At 76.7% G+C, this 6,614-nt stretch carries 4 protein-coding genes; all 4 read right to left on the reverse strand.

The window, feature by feature from the left end; genetic code table 11:
* Positions 1–126: 126 nt before the first annotated feature.
* The gene (locus K1J50_RS05785) at positions 127–1,233 is read right to left on the reverse strand and encodes a sensor histidine kinase (RefSeq protein WP_220116620.1); all 1,107 of its coding nucleotides are present in this window, start codon (positions 1,231–1,233) and stop codon (positions 127–129) included.
* Positions 1,217–1,759 carry a methanogen output domain 1-containing protein gene (locus K1J50_RS05790; RefSeq protein WP_220116622.1) on the reverse strand — a complete coding sequence of 181 codons (543 nt, stop codon included), beginning with the start codon at positions 1,757–1,759 and terminating at the stop codon, positions 1,217–1,219. The genes K1J50_RS05785 and K1J50_RS05790 overlap by 17 nt, the downstream gene beginning before the upstream one ends.
* 129 nt (positions 1,760–1,888) lie before the next feature.
* Positions 1,889–4,981, reverse strand: a complete 3,093-nt coding sequence (locus K1J50_RS05795) for a PAS domain S-box protein (RefSeq protein ID WP_220116624.1) — start codon at positions 4,979–4,981, stop codon at positions 1,889–1,891.
* Between the two features lie 438 nt (positions 4,982–5,419).
* Entirely contained in the window at positions 5,420–6,529 is a 1,110-nt protein-coding gene (locus K1J50_RS05800; RefSeq protein WP_255574966.1) for a 5-methyltetrahydropteroyltriglutamate--homocysteine S-methyltransferase, read from the reverse strand.
* Positions 6,530–6,614: the final 85 nt, after the last annotated feature.

Consider the following 6,614-nt stretch of genomic DNA (forward strand, 5'->3'; position numbering starts at 1 on the left):
GCCACCCTCGGGCAGACGCGCCGCGGCGCCGGCGGGAACCGTCCCGGACGCGCCGCCGGCCGCCGCTCCCATCCGCATGGTCATGCCGGCCTTCCCTCCTTCTCCGGGCGTTCTCCCTGCCGCCCGCTACCGCATCCGCCGCGCCCCGAGGCGGACGACGCAGCGCGCTCCGCCGCCGGTGCTGCCGGAGCGGAACTCCACGACGAAACTGCCGCCGAGCTGGCGCACCAGGCCGTGGACCAGCCCCAGGCCCGAGGCGCGCCGCCCGGCCGCCACGGCCGGCGCGAAGCCGGGGCCGTCATCCTCGACCACGAGCGCCAGCCCCCCGCCATCGCCGTCCGGCAGCACGAGACGCACGCGGACGCCACCGGGCGTCACCCCGCCCCCGCCATGCTTCAACGCATTGGTCAGCAGCTCGTTGAGGATCAGGGCGAGCGGAACGGCAACGTCGTTCGGCACCTCGAGCGGCGCCGCCTCGACCTCGACCCGGCGCCGGTCGGCGCCGAGGGCGCGGAGGACCAGCGGGCAGAGCGCCGTGACGACCTCGTCGGCGCGCACGGCGACCAGGCTGCCGGCGCCGTAGAGCATCTGGTGCACCGTCCCGATCGCGGCGAGCCGGTTCTCGACCTCGGCCAGGATCGCCTTCGTCTCCGCCGCCTGGGCGTCGCGCCGCGCCGCGCCGAGCATGCCGGACAGCATGTGCAGGCTGTTCTTGACCCGGTGGTGCAGCTCGCGCACCAGCGTCTCGCGCTCCCGCAGCGCCTCCTCGAGCGCGGCCTGGATGCGCCGGCGCGCGCGGATCTCGGCGTGCAGCGCGCGCAGCTGGCTCGCCAGCGCCGCGAAGCGCTCGTCGCCGCTCGGGACCAAGCGGAGCAGGAGGCGCGGTCGGGTCCCGCCCTCGGGCGAGGGCGGCACGACCAGCGCGCCGGAGCAGCGGAAGCGCGTCACCGCGCCGTCGGCGCGACGCAGCGCCAGCCCGCCCGGCAGGGGCGCGCGCGTCCCGGCGCAGCGGTCGAGGTAGGCGCGGAGGCGCTCGAGGACGGCCGGGTCGTCCTCCGGACAGAGGGCGGCCAGCGCGCCGCCCCCCTGGCCGCTCCCCGCCAGGTCCGGCCCGAAGCACGCGGCCGCCGCCGCGTTGGCCAGGACGATCCGCCCGTCCGGCTCGACCACCAGCGCCGGCTCGGGCAGCGCGCGCAGGACGGCGGCGATGCCCGCCTCAATCGCTCCGGTCATCGCGCCGGAAATATTCGCGCGCATCGTCCGGGACGTCGGCCGACGCGCGCAGGTGGATCACGACGCGGCAGCCGTCGTGGCCGCGGGCGATGGTGCGCTCGAGGCCGACGGCGGCGTAGCCGAGGTTCTGCGCCACGATGTGGCCGAACACGTTGGAGGTCATCATGCAGAGCGAGGGCCGCCCGCGCGCGAACTCGCCGAAGGGGCAGGCGCGGTTGCCGAGCACGATGCGGTCCTCGGTCTCCTCGACGACGAAGAAGTCGCCCCGGATGCGCCGCTTCAGGTCAACCAGGACCGCGGAGACCTGCTCGCGCGAAAGCCGCTCGACGGAGAGCGCCCGGCGATAGGCGGCGTTGATGTGCTCGCCGACCGCGGCGCCGACGACGCTGATGTAGCCGGACGCCTCCTCGATGCCGACCACCTCCTGCAGGGTGCCGGCCAGCTCGCCCAGCAGCCGGCGCAGGAAGACATCCCGTTCGAGCGGCACGTCGGCGGAGGCGGGCTCCGGACGCGGGGGCGGGTTCACGCGGCGGCCTTTCCGGGAGGCGGGATGCCCGCGGAGTCGGATACATCGCGCGCCGCGGCCACCGCAAGCCTTCCGCCGCCGGGCCGGGCATCACCTCTGCGATCGCGGCGCCTCGGGAAGCCGAACGGTTCAGGCGCCGTCGCTCTCCCTCGCCGCCGCTGTCCTGCCCCGCGCTTCCGCCAGGGCGGCGCGCAACCGGAGCGCGAGGTCGCCGCGCGCGTACGGCTTCGACAGCAGCCGGACGCCCGGATCGAGCCGCCCCTGATGGACGATGCTGTTCTCGGTGTAGCCGGAGGTGAACAGCACCGCGATCCCGGGCCGCATCTCCCGCGCGCGCCGGGCCAGCTCCGGCGCGCGCACCGGCCCGGGCATCACGACGTCGCTGAACAGGACGGCGATCGGCGCGCCGCCCTCGAGCAGCGCCAGCGCGGCGGCGCCGTCCGGCGCCGCCAGCACCCGGTAGCCGAGGTCGCGCAGCATCTCGGAGACCGTGGCGCGCACCGCGGGGTCGTCCTCCACCACGAGGACGGTTTCCGCCGTCCCGCCGGCGCGCCTCGCCGCCTCTGCCGCCGCGGCCGCGTCCGGCCCGGCCGCCGCCTCCGGCTCGACCCTCGCTTCCGGGCGGGCGCGCGGCAGATAGAGCTTCGCCGTGGTGCCGTGGCCGACCTCCGTGTAGAGCTTGACGTGGCCGCCGGACTGCTTGGCGAAGCCGTACACCATCGCAAGGCCGAGCCCCGTGCCCTTGCCCTCCTCCTTGGTGGTGAAGAACGGCTCGAAGGCGCGCGCGGCGACTTCGGGCGCCATGCCGGTGCCGGTGTCGGTGACGGCGAAGACGACGTACTGGCCGGGCGCGACCTCCGCATGCGCCGCGGCGTAGCGGTCGTCGAGGTAGGCGTTGCAGGCCTCGAGCGTCAGCGTGCCGCCCTCGGGCATCGCGTCGCGCGCGTTGACGGCGAGGTTGATCAGGGCGTTCTGCATCTGGCCCGGATCGGCGAAGGCGGGCCACAGCCCGCCCTCGACGACGGTCTCGACCCGGATCGTCTCGCCCAGGGTGCGGCGCAGCAGTTCCGCCGTCTCGCGCAGCAGCCGCCCGGGGTCGAAGGCGCGCGGCTCGAGCGGCTGGCGCCGGGCATAGGCGAGGAGCTGGCGCGTGAGGGAGGCGCCGCGGCGGGCGGCATCCAGCGCCGCCGCGTGGCGGCGCCGGGCGCGCTCGCCCGCGGCCTCGGCCGCGTCGCGCAGCAGCTCGAGATTGGCCGAGATGACGTGCAGCAGGTTGTTGAAGTCGTGCGCGACGCCGCCCGTGAGCTGGCCCACTGCCTCCATCCGCTGCGCCTGGCGGAGCTGCTCCTCGCGCGCCCGCTCCTCCGTCACGTCGCGGCCGACGCAGTAGAAGACCCGATCCTCGGCGCCCGGGGGCTCGGCCACGGCGGTCCAGACGAAGCGGCGCCACGTCCCGTCGTGCGCGCGCCGCACCCGGTTCTCGAACCACTCGACGCGCTCGCCGGCGAGGAGGCGGGCGACCTGGGCGCGCGACGCCGCGCGGTCCTCCGGATGGACGAGCTCCATGCAGGGGGTGGCGCGCAGTTCCTCCCCGGTCATGCCGAGCGCCGCCGACCAGGCGGGATTCGTCTCGCGGATCCGGCCGTCGAAGCCGAGCACGCCGAACAGGTCGAGCGAGAGCTGGAACAGGCGGTCGCGCTCGGCGGTCCGGGCCGCCGCGCGCCGCTCGAGCGAGACGTTCAGGTCGCGCAGCGCGGCGTCGGCGCGGCGCTCGCGGTCAACGTCGAGGATGGCGGCGACGGCGCCGGTGAGCGCGCCCGTCGCCCGGTCGCGGATCGCCGCGGCGACGAGGCGGAGCCACGCGTCGGTGCCGTCGCCGCGGCGGTAGAGGCATTCGAGCGCGGCGTCGGCCTCGCCCCCGCGCAGGACTCGCGCGAGGGGGAACTCCCCGGGTGCGACGGGCCGCCCGTCGGCGTGGAAGGCGATCCGCTCGCCGAAGGCGTCCACGTTCGGCCAGGACGGGATCGGCTGGCGCAGGATGCGCTCGGCCTGCGGGTTGCCGGCGACGATGCGCCCGTCCGGCGCCGCGGCGATCAGCACGCCGACCGGCACCGCCTCGATGACGGCGCGGAGCCGCGCCTCGCCGGCGGCGAGCGCGGCCTCGTGCGCGCGCCGCTCCGCCGCCGCCTCGGCGAGCGCGGCGGCGATGAGCGCCGCCTCGCGCACCGGCGCCGGTCCGGCGGCGCCGGGACCGGGCGTCTCGCCCCGGCCGAGCGCGCGGGCGGCGGCGGCGAGCCCGCCGAGCGAGCGCGCCAGCTGCGTGCCGGCGAGGCCGGCACTGGCCAGCGTGACCGCGAACAGCGCGCCGCCGCCGAGCAGGACAGGCAGCATCGCGCGCCGCAGCGCGCCGTCCACCGCCTCGCCGGGAACGCCCACGAGGGCGGTCCACGGCGCCTGGCTCAGCCGCGCGTAGGCGACATAGACGCGCTGGTCGTCGCGGCTCGCCCCCGCGGCCCACCCTTCGCGCGCCGCGCCCGCCGCGACGGCGGCGAGTGCGTCCGGGTGGACGGGGAGGCCGACATACCGTTCGGGCGCGGGATGGCGCGCCAGGATGGTGCCGCCGGCGTCCGCGATCGAGGCGATCCAGCCCTCCGGCAGTCCGGCGCGGGGCAGGAGCGGCGACCAGTAGGGCACCGCGTCGGTGCCGGCCAGCAGCACGTAGCGCGCCTCGCGGGTGGCGGGGTCGCGCAGCGGCAGGGCGAGCGCGACGACCGGGCTGCCGGAGGCCGGCCCCGGGAACACGCCCGAGACCGCGACCGCGTCCCCCTCGAGGGCGCGCCGGACCAGGTCCGGATCGCCGATGCGCGGCGGCAGGGCTGCGCCTTCCGACAGGCGCGTGTCGAGGAGCGGCCGGCCGGCGGGATCGGCGAGCAGGACCTGGACGTGCTCGCCCGGCCGCAGCCTCTCGGCCTGCCGGCGGAACGCCGCGAGGTCGCCGGCGGCGAGCGCGGGCGAGGCGGCGAGCGCGCGCAGGGCGCCGCGGAGGGCGGCAACCTCGCTGTCCACCGCGCCGGCGATCGTGCGGGCGACGTCGCGGCCGGAACGCTCGAGATGCGCCCGCTCGGCGCGCGCATAGCGCCAGGCGGCGAAGCCGGCGAAGCCCCAGGCCGGCAGCAGCGCCAGGGCGGCGAGAACCAGCAGGCGCTGGCGAAGGGACGGCAAGGCGGCGGGCGGGGGTGGCCTTCCGTCCTCGCCGCCCGGCGGGCCGCCCGTCCCGGCGCGGCCTCGGGGGATTGCCCTCCTCGCGGCGGCGCGTGTCGCGTCCAGGAGTGACACTCGGCAGGCCCTCCGCAGGTGCGATCGGGACGCCCCGGAAGATGCAGGAGCCCTGGCACGGCCCGGGAGGCGCCAGCCCGCCGCGCGGCGGCGCTGCTCGGGTGCCCGAGGATACCCCGCAGGCCGCGGCGGGGGCGAGTCCGGCGTGCGCGGACCCGCCGGCACGGCCGCGCGTTCCCGGGATCGCGCCGCCGCGAGCGCGCGCCGCGACCGGGGCCGCGATGCGATCCGCCCCCGCCCCGGGCGGCCGGCGGCGGCCGAGGCGCGCAGCCGGCGGGCGCCGCGCCGCGACGGCTTGGTTTGCGCGCGCGGCGGCGCCCCGGGTCAGACCCCGCCCCAGACCTCGCGCGCCACCTCGACGCAGCGGGCGAGCTTCGCCCACTGCTCCTCGACCGTCAGCAGGTTGCCCTCCTCGGTCGAGGCGAAGCCGCATTGCGGGCTGATCGCGAGCTGCTCGATCGGCACGTACCTCGCCGCCTCGTCGATCCGCCGCTTCAGCATGTCCTTGTCCTCGAGCGCGCCGGTCTTGCTCGTCACCAGGCCGAGCACGACGGTCTTGCCCTTGGGGACGAAGCGCAGCGGGGCGAAGGTGCCGGCACGCTCGGTGTCGTACTCCATGAAGTAGGCGTCCACGTCGATGGCGTTGAACAGCACCTCCGCCACCGGGTCGTAGCCGCCGGAGGCGATGTGCATGGAGCGGAAATTGCCCCGGCAGAGGTGCATGGAGATCACCATGTCCGCCGGGCGCCCCGCGATCGCGCGGTTGATCAGCGCCGCGTAGCGATCGAGCAGCCCCTCCGTCTCCTCGCCGCGCGCCTTGAGCATGGCGATCTGCTCGGGGTCGCAGAGATAGGCGATGTTCACCTCGTCGAGCTGGAGGTAGCGGCAGCCGGCGCGCGCGAAGTCCTGCACCGCCTCGGCGTAGGCGGCGCCGAGGTCGGCGAAGAACCCCTCCATGTCGGGATAGGCGTGGGTGTCCACCGCCTTGCGCCCGCCGCGATAGTGCAGGACGGAGGGCGAGGGGATGGTCTGCTTCGGCACCGCGTCGCCGGCATTCGCCGCGACGAACCGGAAGTCCTCGACGAAGGGGTGGGGCAGGTAGCGGATCGGGCCCGTCACCTTCAGGGCGTAGGCCTTGGTCTGGCCGCCCTTGAACTGGATCCCCTGCTCGGCCTCGTACATCTCGACGCCGCCGAGCCGGGCGAGGAAGTCGAAATGCCAGAAGGCGCGGCGGTACTCGCCGTCGGTGACGGCCCGGAGGCCGATCGCCCTCTGCCTGGCGATCGCCTCGCGGATGCAGCGGTCCTCGATCGCGCGCAGGGCGGCGGCGTCGAGCCGGCCGGCGGCGCGGGCGGCGCGGGCCTCGCGCAGCTCGGGCGGGCGCAGCAGGCTGCCGACATGGTCCGCGCGGAACGGAGGCTTGCCGTCGGGCATGGTCGTCTTCCCTCGTTGGACCCGTCTCATGCGGGCGGCGGCGGGGGCGCCCCCGCGGCCGCGCCACCCCCGAGGCGGTGGCAAC

The sequence above is a fragment of the Caldovatus aquaticus genome (assembly GCF_019458025.1).
Classification (GTDB): Bacteria; Pseudomonadota; Alphaproteobacteria; order Acetobacterales; family Acetobacteraceae; genus Caldovatus; species Caldovatus aquaticus.

Excerpts from the sequence above, each read along its gene's own strand:
- K1J50_RS05800 (WP_255574966.1), bottom strand. The coding sequence starts at position 6,529 with ATGCCCGACGGCAAGCCTCCGTTCCGCGCGGACCATGTCGGCAGCCTG.
- K1J50_RS05785 (WP_220116620.1), bottom strand. The coding sequence starts at position 1,233 with ATGACCGGAGCGATTGAGGCGGGCATCGCCGCCGTCCTGCGCGCGCTG.